The organism is Sphingobacterium sp. UBA7855 (assembly GCA_002500745.1).
Classification (GTDB): Bacteria; Bacteroidota; Bacteroidia; order Sphingobacteriales; family Sphingobacteriaceae; genus Sphingobacterium.
The window spans coordinates 49,367-69,620 of the sequence record DLST01000021.1 but is presented as its reverse complement, the minus strand read 5'-3'; the positions used below and the strand labels follow the sequence as shown (position 1 = coordinate 69,620).

Below are 20,254 nucleotides of genomic sequence, written 5' to 3'. Positions count from 1 at the left end.
TACGATACTTTCTAGCTTTGTGAGCTCATACTAAATTTATTTTTCATGGATAGTGACCATTTAAACATACCCGAAATACATTTTGAAGTAACATTTTCAGAAGTGCAAGCTCATTATATTGAGGTGAAAATGAGCATAACAAATCTTAGCCAGCCTTATGTCGACCTAAAAATGCCGGTATGGTCTCCTGGATCTTATTTGATTCGCGAATACGCTAAAAATGTAGAACGATTCCGATCACTTGACAAAACGGGAAATACAATCAACTATCAAAAAATTTCTAAAAATACCTGGCGAATACCCACAGAATCGTTGGATCAAATTGAAGTAGTCTATGCCGTCTATGGGTCTGAAGCTTCAGTACGTACTAATTTTTTTGATAGCGACCATGCTTTTATTGTACCGCCAGCGACATTCTTCTATATTGATAACCGGATCGACCATCCGACTACAGTCCGCATAAATTTAAAAGATACTTGGACGAGCATATCAACGGGGCTTGAGCAAATTGAGGAGCATAAATTTTATGCGCCAAATTTTGATATCTTATACGATAGTCCCATCGAAGTTGGTAATCAGGATATCTGGAAATTTCAGGCTGCGGGTGTCGAACATGAATGTGCCATGGTTGGAGGGGGAAGTTATGATAAAGCAAAATTGACAAAAGACATCACCCGTATTGTTGAAGAAGAAACCCGTGTTTGGGGTTCTAACCCGAATAGGCGTTATGTGATTATTACACATAATTATCAGTCTGGAGGTGGCGGGTTAGAACATCTCAATTCCACGGTTTTGGGGGCGTCAAGAAATGCCTATCTTAACGAGACCAGTTACAAAAATTACCTGAGCCTCGTGGCGCATGAGTATTTTCATCTTTGGAATGTAAAACGCTTACGTCCAAAAGCGTTAGGCCCGTTTAATTACGATGCTGAAAACTATACGACGGGACTATGGATTATGGAAGGATTCACTTCGTATTATGATAACCTAATTATTAAACGATGTGGATTCTATAGCGAAAAAGAATATCTCTCTTTGTTAGCTAACGACTTTAATACTATATTGAATCGTCCCGGGCATGCTATACAGTCTGCAGCTGCTTCAAGTTTCGATACTTGGATTAAATATTATAGACCGGATGAAAATTCAATAAATTCAGGTATATCTTACTATAATAAAGGTGCGATGCTGACGGCATTGCTGGATATTAAAATTATTGCAGCTACGGAAGGTAAACTAAAATTGGATGATGTTATTCGCGAAGCTTATGAAGAGTTTTTCCTAAAACTTGATCGAGGATTTGAAGAAAATGAATTTAAAAGTCTTGCTGAACGCATCGCGGGCACTTCCTTAGATGATATTTTCGACGCGGCGCATCAGGATGGCGAACTGGACTATAACGATTATTTTAATCTAGTTGGTTATGAAATTATTGACACAAATATCAATAACAACGCCTTAACATTAGGGATTACCACAAATAAAGTAGAGGGCTTAATCTTAGTAACAACCGTGGAAAAAGATTCTGGCGCATACGAGGCCGGATTGAATGTCAGAGATGAACTCATTGCAATCAACAACATCAGACTCGATGTTAAAGACAAAGAAATTGATTTCATTGTTCAGCACGCCAAAGAGGGGGAACTATTAAACTTTTTGGTGGCACGGGATGGATTGGTGCGTGAGATACCGGTTCAAATCAGAAAGAATACTAAAAAGATTTATGAGATTCGTCCGCTCAAGGAGCAAACCTTCCTACAGGAATTATTGGGTAAAATCTGGATGGCTTAAAACTGACATATTTCTGTGAAAAATAATAGCGGAGTTTTCCGCTATTATTTTTTCATTAAAATTTATACCTTACTGAAAAACCGACCGGGTCAAACAATTTGATACTCGATTCATTTAGAAAATCAAAATAAGGTTTTACATCCAATGAGATCTGAAACGGTGACTGTGGAACGTTAAATTCAATTCCAACAATACCATCAATACTTAGGTTGAGCTGTGAATCAAATGACTGACGTTTACCATCGAAAATTTTATCTTTCTCTTTAAAAGAACCGACGCTACCGCCAAAACCATAATACCAATTGAATCCGGCAGCCAGCGGTTTATATATTTCATATAAACCTACGACACGAAAACGGCGGAAGTCAGAATTGCTCTGAATACTCATGATACCTTCCAATGCATGATCCGAATTAAGCGTATGACGATAAGTAATTCCCTGAGCAGACCCAAATCGTCCGCCAATAGCGCCTCTATTATCCAATTGAGCGACCGCTCTATTGGATATTGCACCAAATATCAACATCCCACTAACGGCTAAAAATATTTTTTTCATAAAAATCGTACGCTTTTTTGCTTTACTTTTTTTTCAAACATAGAAAAAATGCTTTTTATATGCAATATAATTGCATATCCAGAGGGCTATTTATCAGACCTCCTCTTAGAAAGACATTTTAAGTAAAATAAATATTACATCATAGCTATAACGACATAATGTTTGAATTGTTATGAGATTAATCCCAAATTCTCCAACTTTATTTCTGATATTTTTTTTATATTTAAGACAATACAGCATGTAGTAATAACCAATAAACTCAAGTGATATGGGCAGAATTTTTGACTTTATAACCTTATATAAAGAAAATTACGCAAAGGATATTATGGTAGCGGGTCGCGATGGAAATGGCCAATGGAAAACGTATTCTACCAAAGAATACACAGATGCTATAGACTCCTTAAGCAGGGCGCTACTGAAGCTCGGGCTCAAGAAAGGTGAGCGGGTAGGAATTATGTCCGGCAACAGACCTGAATGGAATTTAGTTGATTTTGCCTGCAACCAAATAGGCCTTGCAACCGTACCCCTGTATCCTACCCTATCTGCGCAGGACCTGTCATTTATTATAAATGATTCGGATGTAAATGTCCTATTTGTTAGCAACAAGGAGTTAATAGACCGTATCGAACAAGCGATCAACGAGCATGGAATTCACCCAAAATTGTATACTTTTGATACTATCGAAAATTATACGCCTCTAAGAGCATTCATCGAAACTACCAAAGATGACATCACCGATTTAACCCCATTTCGCGATGCTGTAACGGAAGATGATCTGTTAACATTAATCTATACTTCAGGAACCACTGGGCGTCCCAAGGGAGTGTATCTCTCACACAAAAATGTGTACAGTAATGTCTTGGCTTGCAACCACCTGATTCAGCCCGACTTCAAAACGGCATTGAGCTTCCTGCCTTTATGCCATATTTTTGAACGGATGGTAGTCTACATGTACTATTCCAAAGGGATTCAGATTTATTTTTCGGAAAACCTAGACAATGTTGTTGCAGACATCAACGATGTTAAACCAGATGTATTCACCACGGTACCCCGTGTACTGGAAAAAGTATATGATAAGATCATTGAAAAAGGGAAAGCGCTAACGGGGGTAAAAAAGAAAATTTTCTTCTGGGCTGTTAATTTAGGTTTGAAATTCCAAGAATCTGAACGTAATGGAGCGCTTTATAATCTTAAACTTGCGATTGCTAGAAAATTGATATTCTCAAAATGGCAAGAAGCGCTTGGAGGAAATATTAAGATTATCGTGTCCGGCGGCGCTGCCCTTCAAGAACGGTTAGCGCGTGTATTTTGGGCGGCTGGACTTAAAGTACTTGAAGGATATGGGCTGACTGAAACTTCTCCCGTAATCGCTGTCAATTCTTACTTACCAAATGGATTGAAATTTGGAACTGTGGGTAAACCTCTGAAAAATTTAGAGGTAAAGATCGCTGTAGACGGAGAAATCCTAGTGAAAGGCCCGAGTATTACCATAGGCTATTACAAAAATGATGATGCTACCAAAGAAGCTTTTGACGATCAAGGATTTTTCAAAACAGGTGATATCGGAGAAATCACAGCCGATGGTTTTCTTAAAATCACCGACCGCAAGAAGGAGATGTTCAAAACTGCCGGAGGCAAATATATCGCTCCACAATCCATTGAAAATAAGCTCATGGAATCCACTTTAATCGGACAAGTGATGGTTTTTGGCGAAAACAAAAAATTTCCTGGAGCTTTAATCGTTCCGGCATTTGATGTGTTGTCCAAATGGGCAAGCCAAAAAGGGATTAACCTATCATCAAATGAAGAACTAATTAAAAACTCAGAGGTAATCCAAAAATATCAGGATGAAATTAACCGGTTATCCACTAATTTTGGACATTGGGAAATTGTTAAGAAATTCATTATACTTCCAAAGGAATGGACAATTAATGACGGTCAATTAACACCAAAATTGAGTTTAAAGCGAAAGATTATTTTAAAAGAGAACGAAACTGCAATCGACAAATTGTATCAGGAACAGAACCAAGAATAACAATTTGCACGATTATTGGGACTGATCACCGTATTATGAAGCACGTTACACTGAGAGATTTATTTACACTCGTTTATTGGAAAGACATTTGGCATGTTTTAGTCGATGCATTTAATGGGTTTAATGATGACAAATGCATGAAGAAGAGTGCTTCACTCGCTTATTACACTGTTTTCTCCATCGGACCACTTCTTATGATCGTGATCTGGTGTATAGGATTCTTTTATGGTGAACATCTTCAAAGCGGATCTTCGGCCCAAGATCAGGTGTTGGAAGAGGTCATGGTACTTTTCGGCCAGGATGTTACTACCCAGATCCAGTCTTATCTCCAGAAGATCACATTTGAAAATAAATCCAATATGGGAATCACGATAGGTATTGTTACACTAATCCTATCTTCCACGACCTTATTCGTTGATATACAGGATTCGATCAATAATATCTGGAAAGTAAAACCCAAGCCGAAAAAGGGATGGCTGAAATTGATCATTAACAGATTGATATCTTTTTCTATTGTTATTGCCTTGGGCTTTTTACTCATTGCCTCATTGATGATCAATGGGCTTATTGTTGCAGTGACCAATTTAGTGATGACGTATTTCCCTTTCATTCCAATTTCCCTTATTTCTTGGGTAAATACAGGTATCACCTTTTCAGTCATTGTCATCTTATTTGGATATATCTTTTCCTTCCTTCCCGATGCTAAAGTAAAATTCAGAGATATGCTTGGCGGAGCCATCTTTACAGGATTACTTTTTATGTTGGGTAGATATGGTATTTCAATCTATCTCAACGTTTCATCCACGGCTAGTTTTTATGGCGCTGCAGGATCCATTATCGTCATGCTATTATGGATCTACTATTCAGCTGCTATATTGTACTTTGGCGCAGAATTCACGAAATTTTATGCCATTAAATTTGGGTCGGGCATTGTACCTTCCGCATTTGCAGTAGCGGTCGAACAAACAGAAAAAGTTAAAAAAATTGGAAGCGATGCTGAAGCACACGTCGGAGATACAATTCAGATCTTAAAACAATAATTTACTTTTTGTCTTTTTTTCCGCTGATGGAACCATCTATACCGATGACATCAATGACTTTGTCTCCAATCTGCGTAATATCGGATTTTAATCCCACCATGACGGTGAAGATATTGACAGGGATATCCTGTATTTTTCTAAAATTATGAAGATAGCCGAGCTCCAAACCTAAAAAGAATCCATTAAACTTGTAGTCTGCGCCGGCACCTACCTTACTGGAGAAATTTAGGCGATTTTCACTCTCCATCTTAACAAGATTCTGATCCGCGAGTACACGTGCTCTCGGCTCACTTGTCAGACCAATACCAGGCCCTGCAAAACCATACATGTTTAGTCGGCGCATCTGTTTCCTAATACCTCCAGAAAATGATAAAGTATAAAAATTAGTATTGGCATCTTCTATGCGATATTCGAAATCGGGATCAATCAATGGTTGTTTGTACTTAAAAGAAAGCGTGTAAAGTGTGGGAGACACAAAAAACTTTGGATCTTTCAGGGAAATATCCAAGCCAATACTTCCAGAAAATTTTGGCGAAAGTATCTCTTTGGTTTTTCCAATCGGAAACCCCATGCCCGTCGTGCCCCAATAGTATACTTTTCTATAATGTATCGTGTCAACGCCCCCTTGAGCGAAAGCACTAGCACAAATAGCACCAAGCAAAATAAAACTTAATAGGATTCGTTTCATTTAAATACGTTTTATACTGAATAACAACAATATAAAACGCATTTTGTTCAAAAAATATGGCTAATTACAGATAACTTTTCGATTGTGGCCCTTGATTGAAGAGCAAATCGATTATACTCAGATCCGGGTAGAATCCATTCTTATCTGAAAAAACTTGATAATACTCTTTTGGATTAGCCAATATACTTTCCTTTTTGGGATGTATAGCATTACGATAATCGATCGTATCCGTGGGAGCTGACACATACTCTTGTGTAAAATTCACAGCGCGCTTAAGCTTGATAGATTTTAGAATAAGTTCCAACTGCGCCACATTAAAATCCACAAGATAGTCGAATTTTGCTTCGTAAAACTGTATAAATTCATCTTCATAGTACTCAAAATAAGCAGAACTACGATAAGCAGTCTGAATACTTAGCCAATGTAGACGCTGCCAGTCAAACTCATAACTTATACGAATATCTTTCATCGGAACACGATCTTTATTGCCATGTTGAATCGGTACAATCAAATCCTGCACACCATTCGCAGAAGCAATACGTGCCCTTGTACGATAACTTTGCTTTTGAAAATGCTCATATTTCTCGATGATTAAAGGAAGATTATGCTCTTGTATCGTATGAAAGTAAGATATCGGTGGAAGATAACATGCCGGAAGTAATAACTGCGATTCCATAAAAACTGATGATTTTTGTTATAAGTGACGCAAAAATAACTTAAATTAAGGATATTTGTAAAGAACAACTGGGAATTTTAGCTATAGCATGAAACAAAAAGCGTTAAACGCATTAATCTATATTATATCTCTTCTCCCCTATTGGTTTCTGTATTTGATCTCCGATGGGCTTTATTACATACTTTATTATATCATAGAATATAGAAAGAATATTGTATTTCAGAATTTAAAAAATGCTTTTCCTGAAAAAACGGATAAAGAGCGGCTTCTTATTGCTAAAAAGTTTTACCGTTTTTTTCCGGACCTCATTGTGGAGTCGATCAAATTGAAAACAATTACTGCTAAAGAAGTTAAAAAAAGAATGATTTTGGAAAATGCGGAAGAATTGACAAGACACCTTGAGGCCGGCAAGAATGTCATTGGGGTAACGTCACATTACGGCAACTGGGAGCTCGGTATACATCGTTTGAGTTTAATCACAAACTTTCCAACGTTGATCGTATACAAACCACTCAATAACAAAGATATTGACAAGGTTTACAATGGCATGCGGGGCCGGTTTGGTGCAGAAATGGTACCTATGAAACAGATACTCCGTCATATCGTAAAATTAAAGGGCCAACCTAATGTCAGCATACTGGTCGCCGATCAAACCCCTTTGTATTCGGATTCCGATTACTTTATTAATTGGCTAAATCAAGAGACATTGGTCTATACCGGAGCCGAAAGGCTTTCTCGAATAAGTAAAGCGCCGGTCGTTTATTGTTCAATCAACAGAAATCCTAAAAGAGGTCATTATTCCTGTAAATTTTACACCTTACTCGAAGAGCCAAGCGGCTTTGGAGAACATGAAATAACCGATTTACATAATCAGCTTGCTGAGCAGCTTATCCGTGAGACCCCAGAATATTGGTTATGGTCGCATAACCGCTGGAAAAGAAAACGTAGAAAATGAGTAAATTACCAAAAGTAGCTGTTGTTATCCTCAATTGGAACGGTCGATTTTTTTTAGAAAAATTTTTACCATCCGTATATAACAGTTCGTATCCGAATGTCGAATTTGTCATTGGAGACAATGCCTCCGATGATGATTCAATTTCATTTGTGAAACAGTACTATCCGACGATTACTATCCTTGAAAATGACAAAAACTATGGCTTCGCAGGAGGTTATAACAAAATACTGCAGCGTGTAGATGCTGATTACTATGTACTCCTCAATTCGGATGTTGAAGTGAGTCAAAATTGGATCGAACCAGTCATAGAATACTTGGAACGAAACCCATCTTTGGCAGCTGCACAGCCCAAAATACGCTCATTCCATGATAAGCAGAAGTTTGAACATGCTGGAGCAGCTGGGGGATATTTGGATTACTTTGGATTCCCTTTCTGCAGAGGTAGGATTCTACATGAAGTAGAAGACGACGAAGGACAGTACGATGAGGAATCAGAAATTTTTTGGGCCTCAGGAGCTGCACTTTTTATCCGTTCGGAAGCCTGGAAGGTTGCGGAGGGCCTAGATGAAGATTTCTTTGCGCATATGGAAGAAATTGACTTGTGCTGGCGATTGAAAAAGATGGGATATGGAATTGGCTATTGCCCCAAATCTATCGTTTACCACGTTGGAGGCGGAACGCTCAATGCTAGCAATCCCAAAAAAACCTATCTCAATTTTAGGAATAATATGGTTATGCTGCAAAAAAACCTGCCCTTAGGCAAAGCAATATTTATGATTTTCATCCGACTATGGTTTGATTTTGCTGCGCTTGCCAAATTCCTTATCGATCAAAAACCCAAAGATGCCTGGGCTATCAGCCGTGCGCATCAGTATTTCTTCCTAAATATTTTTAAAAATGCTAAAAAACGTAAAAAACACAACCATCTGGAAAATACAAAAGGACAGTACAAGAAGTCAATTATTGTGGATTTCTACATGAATAGCAAACATAAATTTTCTCAGCTAAAATCAAGTGATTTCAAATAGTTTCTTATTTCCCCAAAATACAAAATGCAAAAAAACGCATTTTAAAAATAAAGCAGTCATTACGACAAGATTCTTTATTTATTTTATTTAAACGTACTTTTTATTTGTAATTTTGCAAAATGTTGGCGATGGATATTGAAAAAAAGATAAAAGACTTAACCGCAGAACTCAATCAGTATAACTACCAATACTATGTATTGGCGAACAGTGTTATTTCTGACTACGACTTCGACCTTAAACTAAAGGAACTCGAAGCCCTGGAAGCCCAATATCCAGCGTTTGCCGATCCCAATTCCCCTACACAGCGTGTTGGCGGGGATATAACTTCCCGATTTCAAACGGAAAGACACCGCTGGCCCATGCTCTCTTTAGGCAATACATACAGCCAAGAAGAATTGCTTGATTTCGACCAGCGTATCCGCAAAATCATTGGCGATCAGTTTGAATACGTCTGCGAATTAAAATTCGATGGTTTATCCATCAGCTTGACGTATGAAAATGGCAAGCTAAGTAAGGCGGTTACTCGTGGCGATGGCACGCAGGGCGATGTGGTTACCAACAATGTTAAGACAATCCGATCAATTCCGATCAAACTCAAAGAAGGAGCTTATCCAGCGCAATTCGAAATACGCGGAGAAATATTTATGCATAAATCAGCTTTTCTGCGTTTGAACAAAGAGCGCGAAGATAATGCGGAGCCAATGTATGCTAATCCGAGAAATTTCGCTTCCGGAACGATTAAACTGCAAGACTCTGCTGAGGTTGCGAAGCGACCATTAGACTGTTTCCTTTACTTTTTGTATTGCGACAACAGAACAAATCTTTTTCACGACCATTGGAATAGCTTGAACCATGTAAAAGAATGGGGATTTCATGTCAGCGAACATAGTAGAAAATGTACCGCTATAAGCGATGTATTTGCATTTATCGATTATTGGGAGGTCGAACGCCATAATCTTGGCTATGAAATCGATGGAATTGTGATTAAAGTAAATGATTATGCGCAACAGGAAGAACTTGGCTTTACCGCCAAAAATCCAAGGTGGGCAATATCCTATAAGTTCAAGGCTGAACGTGTAGAAACCGAATTGAACTCCATCAGTTATCAAGTCGGTCGTACAGGTGCTGTTACTCCAGTAGCCAATCTTCAACCTGTACAACTTGCAGGGACTACGGTCAAACGTGCGTCCCTACACAATGCAAATGAAATTGCTCGCCTGGATCTGCACGAACATGATACAGTATTTGTGGAAAAGGGGGGAGAAATCATACCCAAAATTATTGGCGTTAATTACACCAAGAGATCGCCTGGATCAACAAGCTTTGTCTACCCAACATCGTGCCCCGAATGTGGCTCCGAACTCATACGCCAAGATGGCGAAGCGGTACACTACTGCCCTAATGAAACAGGGTGCCCCCCCCAAATTATTGGTAAAATGCAGCATTTTATCGGACGCAAAATGATGGACATCGAAGGTATGGGCGACGAAACGGTTGACAACTTCTTCAAAAAAGGCTTATTACACAATATTGTTGATATTTATGGCCTAAAAGATCATCAGGAAGATTTACAGCAACTGGAACGTTTCGGTCAGAAATCCATAGAAAATATGCTGAAAGGCATTGAGAAGTCTAAAGAAAAACCGTTTGAAAAAGTACTATTCTCTTTGGGCATACGTCACGTTGGTGAAACGATCGCAAAGAAATTAGCGCTGCACTTTAAAAATATTGATGCCTTGGCAAAAGCATCGGCAGAAGAAATCGAAAGCGTACAGGATATTGGACTTCGCATTGCCGAAAGCGTTAGAGAATACTTGGACAATCCGATTCATCAAGAACAGATTACGGCTTTAAGAAATTACGGTTTAAATTTTGAAATTAAGGAAAAAGAAATCGTTTTGACCAGCAACTTACTGGAAGGGAAAACTTTTTTAATTTCCGGTGTCTTCGCAGACCACTCGCGGGAAGAATTAGCGGCATTGATTGAGAGTCATGGCGGAAAGATGGTTTCAGCGATTTCTGCCAAATTAAGTTATCTCGTGGCAGGAGATAAAATGGGGCCTTCTAAACTTGCGAAAGCAGAAAAATTAGGCATCCCGATGATTAATGACAAAGAACTATTCCAACTCATTAATCCAAAATAAGTTTTTTAATTAAATTAATATAAACACAAAGACAAGATGAACGAGCTTCACGGCGCAGGAGTAGCATTAGTCACTCCTTTTAACTCAGATGAATCTGTTGATTTCGAAGCATTGGGTCAGCTTATTGACTTGCAGATCAACGAAGGTATGGACTATTTGGTTTCTTTAGGTACAACTGGAGAAGTTGCCACATTGACCAATGATGAACGAAAGCGCATCTGGGATTTTACTGTCAAGCGCGTGAACGGTAGATTACCTCTGGTTGCTGGTATCGGTGGAAACAATACCGCTGAGATTGTGGAGCAAATCAAAAATTTTGATTCAACTGGATTTTGTGCGATTCTATCCGTTTCTCCATATTATAACAAACCGACTCAAGAGGGAATTTATCAACATTATAAAGCTGTTGCAGCAGCATCTCCCCTGCCTATTATTTTATACAATGTACCTGGACGCACAGGGAGCAATATTTCTGCACAGACAACATTACGATTAGCGAATGATTTTTTTAATATCGTTGCTATCAAAGAAGCTTCGGGTAACTTTGCTCAGTTCAGTGACATCTTACGGGATAAACCAAAAGATTTTCTACTGATTTCTGGTGATGATCCCGTTACCTTGCCAATGATGGCTCTTGGTGCTGCCGGCATCATTTCAGTAATCGGAAATGCTTTACCGAAAAAAGTAGCAACCTTAACAAAATTATGTGCCGAAGGGAATTATATCGACGCTAGATCGATACATCAAGAACTATTGGATATTACCGAACTATGTTTTATTGAAGGAAATCCCGCTGGCGTAAAATATATACTTCAAGAATTGGGTATTGGAAAAGATATATTACGCCTTCCCTTAGTGCGTATAAGTACAAATACTCAGGCTGCTATAAAAGAAGAGTTAAAAAAAATTAAGTAAATACCGTAGCGCACACTTAAGAAAAGTTTAGATCCATAAAGGATCTAAACTTTTTTGTTTTAATGCTTTGCAACATAACAATATAATACCTACATTTGCACTTCCACAAAAGTGGATTTTTAAATAACAAAATTAATTAACACAATGCAACAGTACGAATCTGTAATCGTTCTTACCCCGTTGCTTTCTGATGATGCTGCGAAAGAAGTAATCGCAAAATTCAAAAACATCTTAACAGAAGGCGGAGCCGAGATTGTCGCTGAAGACAATTGGGGTTTGAAAAAATTAGCGTATCCAATCCAGAAAAAAACTACTGGATTTTATCACTTAACTGAATTCAAGGCTCCAGGTGAATTAATCAATAAATTAGAGGTTGAATACAAACGTGATGAGCGCATTATGCGTTTCTTGACTGTAAGTTTAGACAAACATGCCAAAGCTTACAACGAGAAAAAACGTAGCGGTGCATTCAACAAAAAAGCTGAAACTAAAACTGAGGAGGGCGCAAACTAATGGCTAACGAAAATATCCAATACGTAACTGCTCCTAAAGTAGAGGACAATCGTAAAAAATACTGTCGTTTCAAAAAGAATGGTATCAAATATATCGATTATAAAGATGCTAACTTCTTGATGAAATTTGTAAATGATCAAGGTAAAATCTTGCCTCGTCGTTTGACTGGTACATCTTTGAAATTTCAACGTAAAGTAGCTCAAGCTGTTAAACGTGCTCGTCACATCGGCTTGTTACCTTACTTAGCTGATGCAATTAAATAAGGAGGACGATAGAAAATGGAAGTAATTTTAAAACAAGATATCAAAGGCTTAGGTGAGCAAAACGATATCGTTAATGTAAAACCAGGTTTCGGTCGTAACTACTTAATCCCTCAAGGATTTGCAATCCAAGCGACTGAATCTGCAAAAAAAGTTTTAGCTGAGAACATTAAACAAGCTCAGTTTAAACAAGACAAAATCAAAAAAGACGCAACTGAATTAGCTGGTAAATTAGAAACTATCAAACTTTCAATTGGTGCTAAAGCAGGTGAATCTGGTAAAATCTTTGGTAAAGTAAATAGTATTCAAATTGCTGATGCATTGAAAGCGAAAGGTTTTGACGTTGATCGTCGTCGTATCACTTTCGAAGTAGAACCTAAAGAAGTAGGTGAATATATCGCTAACTTAAACTTACACAAAGAAGTGAAAGTTCAAGTTCCTTTCGAAGTAATTGCTGAGTAATCCTATTTATTTAGTAAACAATATAAAAACGGCTATCCTTTGGGATAGCCGTTTTTTTGTTTCTAACCTTATGCATACCTCAAAAAAAACTCGCGTTACGGAGAGTAACGCGAGGCATAATCTAGGGTATTTGAAAGGGAAAATCTTTATCTAATTACGTTTTTATGTAAAAAACACTCAAAAATAGAGTTAAAAAACTAAAAAAAAGTAAGTAATACCGATGAAATCAATTTTTTACTCATTTTTCATACTCAAAGAAAGTAAAAAATATGCATTTTCACAAATAAAATTGATTTTTTTTATAAAAAAAACATAAAAATCAATAAAAAGCAAAAACATAAGGCTAATTATAAATAATTATATAAAAATCAAGATAAAAAGAGTGATGAAATCATATAAAACCAAAAAAATACTAATAAAAAAAGTGGAATCACATTTTATTAGGAATTAACAGGATAAAATTCAAAAAAACAAAAGAAAAAAACACATACATCTTCAAAAAAAACAATTAAAACGAACTGATCAAACAAAAAAAAGCCCGAAATATGAATTTCAGGCTTTTTTGGTCTTTATAGTTCGTTAAGCCAGTTGCTTTTCTAATTTCTCGTTCAAAACAGACTTTGGAACAGCACCGATTTGCTTATCAACAATTTCTCCATTTTTGAAGAATAACAAAGCAGGGATATTACGAATTCCATAACGTACTGAAATCTCTGGATTCTCATCCACGTTGACTTTCCCAATAACCGCTTTTCCTTCATAATCCTTCGCCAATTCCTCCACTACAGGACCTACCATACGACATGGTCCACACCACTCTGCCCAAAAATCGATTAATACTGGTTTGTCTGCTTTTAAAACAACTTCTTCAAAGTTGCTATCTGTAATTTCTAATGCCATAATCTTTTAATTTTTATAAACCGAAGTTAGATGTATATTTTTTAATTGCTAAAATCTATAAACAAAGATAATAACAACTATTAATGAATTTGTAATCTTAATTACACAAATTCCAATCCAAACTAGTTCAGTCGATAATTTACACCTTCAAACTTATCGATGCAATCCAAAAATTCATTTGTAAGGTTTATTTTCAAACTTTTAGCTGGCATTTCGACAGATATCTCATCCTGCGGATCCCAAATTTTAAACTTCAATTGACAACTTGGCACAACACCCTCAATCTCGTTTTGCGCAAGTATATCCTTAATTCCATCTAAAAATGCTTCGTTCAATTTAGGCAATGGAATATTAATCGTAAAACTTTTAGCCATCTTTTCGCGAAGATCAGAAAGCAATTGTACACTGCGTAGTTCAAAGCCCCAATTTCCGACTTGTCTAAAGCGCTCCTGTACTAAGCCTCTTAACTGCACAAAGTATCCCTCCTGCAAATATCCCTTTAACTTCACATATTCTTCGCCAAATACCGCCATATCATAGGAATCACTATAATCTTCAATGATAAAAGAAGCAAAGGGCTTACCATTCTTTGTCAATCGATGATTCGCAGAAGCTATAATACCCCCTATTACCAATTCCTTGTTTTTGATTCGATTGAACTCAAGTAAAGTCTCTTCATCAACCTCTGTCGCCTTAACCTTATTGATCAATGCTAAGTCTGAAACTGAATTCTGACAAAAATGCTCGATCTCAAAACGATAGGTATCCAACGGATGACTAGTTAGATAAATACCAATGACCTCTTTTTCATATTTAAGCTTTTCAATTAACCCCCATTGTGGACATGGCGCCAACACGGGCTCCGGCAATTCAGCTCCACCATCACCACCAAAAAGACTTGCCTGGGCTGAACTTTCATTTTCCTTATAGCGCTGTCCGAAACGTATCGCCTTTTCCATGCCGGTTGAATTTTCGTCGGAGTGGAAATATTGTGCACGATGTGTATTTTCGAAGCTATCAAATCCCCCAGCATAAGCTAAGCTCTCAAATGCCTTTTTATTGACAGCACGTAAATCAATACGCTTCGCCATATCAAAAACGGATTTATATAAACCCGATTGCCTTGTCTGAACAATAGCATCCACGGCCCCTGCTCCAACACCCTTTACAGCGCCTATTCCAAAACGAATAGCGCCTCGCTCATTCACTGTAAATTTATAATAGGATTCATTCACATCAGGTCCAAGTACTTCTAACCCCATACGCTTACATTCTTCCATAAAGAATGTTACTTGCTTGATATCATTCATATTGTTAGAAAGTACAGCCGCCATATATTCAGCAGGAAAATGTGCTTTCAAATAAGCTGTCTGATAGGCTACCCATGCATAACATGTAGAATGGGATTTATTAAATGCATAACTCGCAAAAGCTTCCCAATCGGTCCATATCTTCTCCAAGACCTTGGCATTATGCCCCTTCTCCTCGGCCTGCGAAATAAACTTAGGTTTCATCTTGTCAAGTACAGCCTTTTGCTTCTTACCCATAGCCTTCCGCAGAACATCGGCATCACCTTTCGAAAATCCAGCTAACTTTTGAGATAAAAGCATTACCTGTTCTTGATATACTGTAATACCATAGGTTTCTTTTAAATACTCCTCACAGGCATCCAAATCGTAAATAATCGGATCTATGCCATGCTTACGCTTAATGAAACTGGGGATATATTCAATTGGCCCTGGACGATAGAGTGCATTCATCGCAATCAAATCTGCGAATACCGTAGGTTTAAGGTCACGCATGTACTTCTGCATCCCTGGAGATTCATACTGGAATACACCAATCGTTTCTCCACGTTGGAAGAGCTCATACGTAAGCTCATCATCAATTGGAAACTGATCTGGATCCAGTATAATACCATGGCTTAATTTGACATTCTCGACGGTATCTTTGATCAACGTCAGCGTCTTTAAACCTAAGAAGTCCATTTTTAGCAAACCAGCACTTTCCACCACGTGATTATCAAACTGCGTTACATAAAGATCAGAGTCTTTTGCTAAAGAAACAGGAACAAAGTTAGTAATATCGTCGGGTGTGATAATAACGCCGCAGGCATGAATACCTGTATTCCGCACAGAACCTTCTAATACCCGGGCTTGCCGGATTGTTTCGGCTTCCAGCCCCGCACCATCGGCAATAGATTTCAATCTATTGACGGCTTCAATTTCCTCTGTCCTAAGCTTCTCCTTTAAACCAGCGTCATCTAGCGTAAAAATTTTGGATAATTTAAGATTTGGAATCAGCTTAGCAATTTCATTAGCATCACCTAAAGGTAAATCAAGTACACGGGCTGTATCTTTAATGGATGATTTAGCAGCCATTGTACCGTAGGTAATAATCTGGGCAACTTGACTTGCACCATATTTATTGATTACATATTGCATGACGCGTCCACGCCCCTCGTCATCAAAATCGATATCAATATCGGGCATAGATACACGGTCGGGATTTAGGAAACGCTCAAAAAGCAAATCATACTTAATCGGATCGATATTTGTAATCCCAAGACAATAGGCCACAGCTGAACCAGCAGCAGATCCCCGTCCAGGCCCCACCGACACCCCCATCGCTCGTGCGGCTGCAATAAAATCCTGCACAATCAAAAAGTAACCAGGATAGCCGGTTTTCTCGATAGTAGCCAACTCAAAATCTAGCCGCTCACGAATATCATGCGTGATTTCTTCGTAACGTTTTTTAGCACCTTCATAACAGAGGTGTGCGAGGTATTTATTCTCGCCTCGTTTTCCGCCATCTTCAAGATCCGCTTCTACCTGAAACTCTTCAGGTATATCAAATTTAGGCAGAAGAACATCGCGATTTAGTTTAAAAATCTCAACTTTGTCAACTATCTCCTGAATATTCAAAATTGCTTCGGGAAGATCCTTAAACAGCGCCTTCATTTCGTCAGAAGACTTGAAATAATATTCCTGATTCGGCAAACCAAAACGGAATCCCCGGCCCCTACCTTTTGGAGTCGAAAGCTTCTCCCCATCTTTCACACACAATAAAATATCGTGCGCATGGGCGTCACCTTTCTTTTCGTAATATGTATTGTTGGTCGCAACAATTTTAATCTGATATTTGCGGGAAAATTTAAGCAAGGTTTGGTTCACACGGTCCTCATCTTCCTGGCCATGGCGCATCAACTCGAGATAAAAATCATCACTAAAATGCTCTTTCCACCATAGCAATGCCTCCTCGGCCTGGCTCTCCCCTATATTCAGTACTTTATTAGGAACTTCTCCTTGCAGGCTTCCTGACAAAGCGATAACATCCTCCTTATATTGAAGAATAAGATCTTTATCAATCCGGGGTACATAATAAAATCCTGCAGTGTAGGCGTAAGAAGCGAGCTTCGCCAGATTATGATAACCGCGCTTATTTTTTGCCAACAACACAATCTGATAACCATTATCTTTTCTGGACTTATCTTTGTGGTTTTCACAGACAAAAAACTCACACCCCACAATGGGCTTTAAGAGCTGACCAGTAGGTTCTTGTCCATTCTCAATAGCTTCCGCATTTTGAGCTTCAATTTCCTTGTTATGACCTATAACGCGAGAAACAAACTCAAAAGCTCCCATCATATTGCCATGATCCGTTAATGCAACAGCCGGCATATTATCCTTGATCGCTGCCGAAACCAATCTATCGTACGACATCGTTGACTGAAGGATTGAAAACTGAGAATGGTTATGTAAATGGGCAAATTTAGCATCCTTTAAGGCTGCCAATGCTTCAGCATCCACAACAACTCTATTCTCTTCAGGCTCGGATTGCCTTCTAATTTCATCAGAGGCGGCTTTTAAGTTTACATGCTTTAGCCCCACCGTAGGTATAGGACCCGGATTATTGATTTTAAAATCAACGAAGTAACCCGTGTCCACCTGAAGATCTTCGGCCGTAAACACTTGTCTTCTCACCAGCTCCAAAAAACAACGTGCTGTCGCCTCTACGTCGGCAGTGGCATTATGTGCTTCGGCAAATGGTACTCCAAATAAATAGGAATGTAACTCGGTCAAATTGGGCAACTTAAACCGCCCGCCACGACCACCAGGAATCTTCAGTAGTTCAGCGGTTACTTCCGTACAGGTATCTAAAACAGGCATATTCGCCATATCGGTTGTGATACCATAGCGATAAAATTCGCAGCCCATGATATTCAAATCAAAACCAATATTCTGACCAACGACAAACTTGGCTTTATTTAATGCGATATTGAATTTCTCCAGAACCTGCTGAATTGGTACCCCTTGCTCTTCCGCCAAGGCAGTGGATATACCGTGTATTTTTTCAGAGTCATAGGGTATATCAAATCCATCTGGCTTAATTAAGAAATCTTGATGTTCGACCAGATTCCCCATCTCATCGTGAATCTGCCAAGCTAATTGAATACAGCGAGGCCAATTGTCGGTATCCGTAATTGGCGCGTCCCAACGCTTAGGTAAACCCGTCGTCTCCGTATCGAAAATAATATACATAAAATTATAACTCCTTTTAATCCAACACATTAAACACAATACAATTTGCATTTTTTTGGATTTGAAATTTACGAAATTATTAGAGAAGATTGTGTCAGATTTTTGCGAAAATAAACTATCAAGATAGCGCATTACACAAGAAGGCTTCTTAAACTAAACATTAACAAAAAGCTGAATTTAGATCTATCTATCGCAAATAATCAGTCTGTCATCGTATTTTTTTTCTAAGTGGGAATGCAAACATATCCTTGCTCAAACCTTCTTAAAAACAATCTTCCTATAGGGATAAATACATCAAATTCAATACTGTAATAGTTACACTATCCTATGGATTTAGTATATTTGACTTTGACCCATAAGTTCATGATTAAAGCTATCTTTTTTGACATCGATGGAACTTTGCTAAGTTTCAAAACACATCAAGTTCCCGAATCTACTCAACGTGCATTTCAATTATTAAAAGAAAAAAATATCAAGGTATTTGTATCAACAGGAAGATCCTACAATCAGCTCGAGCATATTCATTATCTTAATTTTGACGGTTACATAACCTTCAATGGCGGATATTGCGTTACAAAGGAACAGGAAGTTATCTATAAAAATAATATTCCTGAAAATGATATCCGCTCCTTATTGCACTATGCCAAAAAACATGAAGACTTGACTTTTTCATTTATGTCAGAAAAAGAAATTTCATTAAATCGGGCTACACCTGAGGTGTTAGCGATGTACAAGCAGGTTAATGTCCCTACTCCACCTATTCGCGATTACGAACGGGATTTTGATCTAGACACGGTGATGCAGATTAATGTTTTCATCAGTCCGGAAGAAGAAGCCGAATTTATGAGAAACGTGATGCCGAACTCAATCGCATCAAGGTGGACACCAATTTTCGCCGATATTAATCCGATGGGGCAGAGCAAAAAGATAGGAATAGATGTTTTTTTAGATCATTTCAACTTCACCCGGGAAGAAACCATGTCGTTTGGCGATGGAGGCAATGATATCACCATGCTAGCACACACACATATTGGAGTTGCTATGGGCAATGCAAATCCCGAGGTCAAAGAAATTGCAGATTATATAACTGACAGCGTCGATGAGAATGGTATCTGGAATGCACTAAAACACTTCGACATCATCTAAAATAGCTGGACCGACAATGTCATTCGAGCGGTATTGCTGTTACTGTTAAATAATAAATTATATTTTTGAGGAAACAGATAGGCTAGTCGCTTTTGGAAATCGCCTAATAATGTGCCACTAAACTGATCTTCGAAATAATGGTTTACGCGATAGCTAACTTCCAGTGTGAGCACCGTTGATGAACCCGATAGTCGAATACGGACAGGATGGGAGGACATCGTATTATAACCATTTTTGATAGCATGCTGTATCATAGGAAAAAAAATGAGTGGTGGCAGCCTAATCTCCTCGTCGCATGGAAGTTTATTTTCCCATTTCACGGAAAAACCTTCCGCGACAACATGTTCTATTAGCTTCAAATACTTCTTCAACAAGTCAAGCTCGATGTGGATCGATTCAAACCGATCGACCTGTAGCTCAAGCATCTGTTTTTGAAAAGCAAAATATTCATCCAAACTTGTTTTATCACCTTTAAAAAAATGCTCCATCAAAAAACTATCGAACTGACTATTCCTAAAAGATAAGCGATCCGCAAGCGGCAAAAGTTCCTCATTTATTAAGACTTTTTTGCCAAAAAAACGATTTATTATACCAGACATTTGTT

The 20,254-nt window shown here is 38.2% G+C and carries 17 protein-coding genes; 11 read left to right on the top strand and 6 right to left on the bottom strand.

Annotated elements, in window-relative coordinates; translation table 11 throughout:
- Window positions 1–45: 45 nt before the first annotated feature.
- A complete protein-coding gene (locus B2107_RS21375; protein ID WP_293957779.1) occupies window positions 46–1,791 on the top strand; it encodes a M61 family metallopeptidase in 1,746 nt (581 codons plus the stop codon).
- A gap of 55 nt (window positions 1,792–1,846) precedes the next feature.
- Here B2107_RS21375 and B2107_RS21370 read toward each other — a convergent pair whose 3' ends face one another.
- Window positions 1,847–2,347, bottom strand: a complete 501-nt coding sequence (locus B2107_RS21370) for a hypothetical protein (RefSeq protein WP_293957778.1) — start codon at window positions 2,345–2,347, stop codon at window positions 1,847–1,849.
- 268 nt (window positions 2,348–2,615) lie between these two features.
- On the opposite strand from B2107_RS21370, the gene B2107_RS21365 reads away from it, so the two are divergent.
- A complete protein-coding gene (locus B2107_RS21365; RefSeq protein ID WP_293957777.1) occupies window positions 2,616–4,382 on the top strand; it encodes an AMP-dependent synthetase/ligase in 1,767 nt (588 codons plus the stop codon).
- A 35-nt stretch (window positions 4,383–4,417) separates the two neighbouring features.
- Window positions 4,418–5,422: a YihY/virulence factor BrkB family protein gene (locus B2107_RS21360; protein WP_209578818.1), complete on the top strand. Its 1,005-nt coding sequence runs from the start codon at window positions 4,418–4,420 to the stop codon at window positions 5,420–5,422.
- 1 nt (window position 5,423) lies between these two features.
- Here the strand turns inward: B2107_RS21360 and B2107_RS21355 are convergent, their stop codons facing one another.
- Entirely contained in the window at window positions 5,424–6,110 is a 687-nt protein-coding gene (locus B2107_RS21355) for an outer membrane beta-barrel protein (protein ID WP_293957776.1), read from the bottom strand.
- 64 nt (window positions 6,111–6,174) lie between these two features.
- Entirely contained in the window at window positions 6,175–6,786 is a 612-nt protein-coding gene (locus tag B2107_RS21350) for a WbqC family protein (RefSeq protein WP_293957775.1), read from the bottom strand.
- Window positions 6,787–6,874: 88 nt separating this feature from the next.
- On the opposite strand from B2107_RS21350, the gene B2107_RS21345 reads away from it, so the two are divergent.
- The 7 genes from B2107_RS21345 (at window position 6,875) to rplI (ending at window position 13,063) form a co-directional block, all read left to right on the top strand.
- Window positions 6,875–7,741: a lysophospholipid acyltransferase family protein gene (locus tag B2107_RS21345; protein WP_293957774.1), complete on the top strand. Its 867-nt coding sequence runs from the start codon at window positions 6,875–6,877 to the stop codon at window positions 7,739–7,741.
- On the top strand, window positions 7,738–8,769 hold the full coding sequence (locus B2107_RS21340) for a glycosyltransferase family 2 protein (RefSeq protein WP_293957773.1): 1,032 nt from the start codon (window positions 7,738–7,740) through the stop codon (window positions 8,767–8,769). The genes B2107_RS21345 and B2107_RS21340 overlap by 4 nt, the downstream gene beginning before the upstream one ends.
- Before the next feature lie 119 nt (window positions 8,770–8,888).
- A complete protein-coding gene (ligA, locus tag B2107_RS21335) occupies window positions 8,889–10,913 on the top strand; it encodes an NAD-dependent DNA ligase LigA (protein WP_293957772.1) in 2,025 nt (674 codons plus the stop codon).
- A gap of 36 nt (window positions 10,914–10,949) precedes the next feature.
- Entirely contained in the window at window positions 10,950–11,828 is an 879-nt protein-coding gene (dapA, locus tag B2107_RS21330; RefSeq protein WP_293957771.1) for a 4-hydroxy-tetrahydrodipicolinate synthase, read from the top strand.
- A 144-nt stretch (window positions 11,829–11,972) separates the two neighbouring features.
- Window positions 11,973–12,341 (top strand): 30S ribosomal protein S6, encoded by a 369-nt coding sequence (gene rpsF / locus B2107_RS21325; RefSeq protein ID WP_046671750.1) that lies wholly within the window; start codon window positions 11,973–11,975, stop codon window positions 12,339–12,341.
- Window positions 12,341–12,604: a 30S ribosomal protein S18 gene (gene rpsR, locus B2107_RS21320; protein ID WP_028071347.1), complete on the top strand. Its 264-nt coding sequence runs from the start codon at window positions 12,341–12,343 to the stop codon at window positions 12,602–12,604. Before rpsF ends, rpsR begins: the two co-directional genes overlap by 1 nt.
- Before the next feature lie 15 nt (window positions 12,605–12,619).
- Window positions 12,620–13,063, top strand: coding sequence for a 50S ribosomal protein L9 (rplI, locus tag B2107_RS21315; protein WP_293957770.1), 444 nt, complete (start codon window positions 12,620–12,622; stop codon window positions 13,061–13,063).
- 579 nt (window positions 13,064–13,642) lie between these two features.
- On the opposite strand, the gene trxA is transcribed toward rplI, so the two are convergent.
- Window positions 13,643–13,963 (bottom strand): thioredoxin, encoded by a 321-nt coding sequence (gene trxA / locus B2107_RS21310; protein WP_104385830.1) that lies wholly within the window; start codon window positions 13,961–13,963, stop codon window positions 13,643–13,645.
- A 122-nt stretch (window positions 13,964–14,085) separates the two neighbouring features.
- Entirely contained in the window at window positions 14,086–18,504 is a 4,419-nt protein-coding gene (dnaE, locus tag B2107_RS21305) for a DNA polymerase III subunit alpha (RefSeq protein WP_293957769.1), read from the bottom strand.
- Window positions 18,505–18,831: 327 nt separating this feature from the next.
- On the opposite strand from dnaE, the gene B2107_RS21300 reads away from it, so the two are divergent.
- On the top strand, window positions 18,832–19,650 hold the full coding sequence (locus B2107_RS21300; RefSeq protein ID WP_293957768.1) for a Cof-type HAD-IIB family hydrolase: 819 nt from the start codon (window positions 18,832–18,834) through the stop codon (window positions 19,648–19,650).
- On the opposite strand, the gene B2107_RS21295 is transcribed toward B2107_RS21300, so the two are convergent.
- A complete protein-coding gene (locus B2107_RS21295; RefSeq protein ID WP_293957767.1) occupies window positions 19,647–20,249 on the bottom strand; it encodes a hypothetical protein in 603 nt (200 codons plus the stop codon). The two genes, B2107_RS21300 and B2107_RS21295, sit on opposite strands and share 4 nt — an antisense overlap.
- Window positions 20,250–20,254 lie beyond the last annotated feature (5 nt).